The sequence below is a fragment of the Rhizobacter sp. P3_C12 genome (assembly GCF_056402735.1).
The window spans coordinates 1-2,757 of sequence record NZ_JBFUGW010000483.1; the positions used below are offsets into that span (position 1 = coordinate 1).

The window sequence follows — 2,757 nt, forward strand, 5'->3', positions numbered from 1 at the left end:
GCTCGGCACGTCTCTGGACAGACCCTTCACCGAAGAACCCGCGCAGGATCCCTCACCATGACTACAGGCAAAGCAACCATCAACCGCCTGTCCACCGGCGTACCCGGGCTGGACATCGTGCTCGGCGGTGGCCTGCCGGAGTTCTCCTTCAACATCATCGCGGGGGCGCCGGGCAGCGGAAAGACGACGCTCGCGCATCAGATGATGTTCGCGCTGGCCACCCCCGAGAGACCGGCGCTCTACTTCACGGTCCTCGGCGAGCCACCACTGAAGATGCTGCGCTACATGCAGCAGTTCGAATTCTTCGACGACGCCAAGGTCAACAGCTCGATCCACTTCATCAACCTGGCTGATGACACAGCAACCGGTGATCTCGAGAAAGTATTGAAGAGGATCGTCGCCGCGGTGGAAGAGCACGGCCCGGCACTGGTTTTCGTCGACTCATTCCGCTCTGTGATGCTGGCTAGCGAAGGCGCGGGCAGCAGCTACCTCGGGCTGCAGCAGTTTGTGCAGCAACTGGGAATACTCATGACGAGCTGGCAGGCCACGACGTTCCTGATTGGGGAGTACTTCACCGACGCGGATCCAAACCCAGTCTTCACCGTCGCCGACGGCTTGCTCTGGTTTCGCCAGAGCACGCAGAGGAATTCGGTGGTGCGCAAGCTCGAAATCATGAAGATGCGAGGTCAGGCAACTTTGCCGGGACTTCATACGTTTCGCATCGACCACGACGGCCTCCACGTGTTTGCGCCAGCTCAGGCCGAGCAACGCGGCCATGATCTGCCCCGGGCCGTTAACGACCGGCTGAGAATGGGTGTCCGCGGTCTGGACCAGTTGATGGGCGGAGGTCTGCCGCGCGGCTATTCGCTACTGGTCGCTGGGCCTTCCGGCTCCGGCAAATCGATTCTCGCTTCTGCTTTCCTGGCCGAAGGCGCAAGCCACGGCGAGAAAGGTGTAATCGCCGCCTTCGAGCAGCGACCGGGGCTGTCACATTCACCTGCCGTCGCGGCGCTGATCGAAGCGGGCCACGTGAGCATTGTTGAAACAGGCGCGGAGAACCTGTCGGTCGACGAAATGAGCCACTTGCTCCTGAATGAGGTCCGGCGACTAGGAGCCAGCCGGGTGGTGATCGATTCCCTGTCGGGATTCGAGCTGGCGCTGGCTCCAACCTTCCGGGAAGATTTCCGCGAATCGCTGTCGCGCATGGTGAGAGCGCTGGCCCGCACCGGCACCACCGTCCTGATGACTTCGGAACTGGAAGACCGCTACGACGACCTCCGCTTCAGTCCGTACGGAACCGCCTTCCTAACCGACGCGATCATCGTGCAGCGCTATGTGGAAGTAGACAGCCGGCTGCAGCGCGTGCTCGCAGTCGTCAAGGTGCGAGGGAGTGCTCATTCGAACGAGCTGCGCCTCTTTCACATTGATGCACAGGGCATCCAGATTGGGGACATGCTCGCTGAGCATGAAGGCATCTTGGGAGGCCGCCCCACCAGGCGCCCGGCCCGCTCCCTTCTCGCTTCAACCCCAGGCGACGGCCCTGCTCTCCGTTGACGGATCGATGACACCATGAGCGGCGATCTCGGCCAGCCCTCTGCTGGATCGGCGGGCTCGTCGGAGTCAACATCGGCCGTCGAGGAACTCCGCAAGGAGCTGTTTCGCCTTAGACGCGACATCGAGCAGGTTCAGCGGGAGTTCGACGACACGAAGGCGGCCCAGCTGCTGCAGGCCAATGAAAAGTTGGTGTTGGCGGTGATGACCGCCGAACGGATCGCGCAGGAGACAACGGCCAGGCTGAGCGAACTAACGCAGAGCACACAGCGCGACGCGTTGACCGACACGCCCAACCGCGCCTTGATGATGGACAGGTTGCACAACGCCATCGTCATGGCCCATCGGCGTGAATCGAGCTTTGCAGTCCTCTTTGTCGACATCGACAAGTTCAAGGAAGTCAACGACACGCTCGGTCACGCTGTAGGCGATCAGGTGCTGCAAGTCGTTGCTCGTCGACTAGAGGGAGTCGTGCGAGCCTCCGACGCCGTGAGTCGGCACGGCGGAGACGAGTTCGTAGTGCTGCTTACGGAAATCTCGGATGCCGCCGACGCTGCGTTGGTGGCCGAGAAGATGCTTCAGGCCCTGCAAGCCCCGACCGATCTCAGGGATGCACCTGCAATGAAGTTGAGCGCGAGCATCGGAATCGCGATCTATCCGCAGGACGGCGACGACTCCGCGCGCCTCATCGACGCCGCAGACGAGGCGATGTAYCGAGTCAAACGCCGCGGCGGCCGTGCCTATAGCTTCCATCACGCGTTTCCGGAAAATGACGCGGTTCAACTCGCTGCCTCAACTGAATCAGGAGAAGCCTCACCTGCGGAGCGACAGTTCTCTCATGCACCTGATCCGCGCAGTTTGCGTGACGCGAACGAACAGTTGGTCCTGTCGTCGTTAGCCTTGCAGGAGTCTGAAGCTCGAGCAGTGAAGACTCATCAGCAGCAGGTCAAATTCCTCGCCATCGTCTCTCACGAGTTGCGAAACCCACTGGCGCCTATCCGCTCGGCTACAGAACTGCTCAAACGCGTTCGCACCGACGAAGCGCAGCACGCCCGGCTGCAGGAGGTTATCCAGCGTCAGGTGTCTCATCTAGCGCGCATCGTGGATGATTTGCTGGACAGCTCGCGAGCTCAGACTGGCAAATTTCACTTGGAACCAATTTCGGTCAACCTTGTTGAAGTGCTCAGGCTAGCGATTGAATCTTGC

General features: G+C 61.0%; 2 protein-coding genes. Both read left to right on the forward strand.

Translation table 11 applies throughout. The annotated features are described in order from the left end of the window. The first annotated feature begins 57 nt into the window (after nucleotides 1–57). Nucleotides 58–1,554, forward strand: coding sequence for an ATPase domain-containing protein (locus tag AC1DXV_RS33480; RefSeq protein ID WP_477870087.1), 1,497 nt, complete (start codon nucleotides 58–60; stop codon nucleotides 1,552–1,554). Nucleotides 1,555–1,569: 15 nt separating this feature from the next. Then, a partial coding sequence (locus AC1DXV_RS33485; RefSeq protein WP_477937867.1) for a sensor histidine kinase occupies nucleotides 1,570–2,757 on the forward strand: 1,188 nt, incomplete at its 3' end.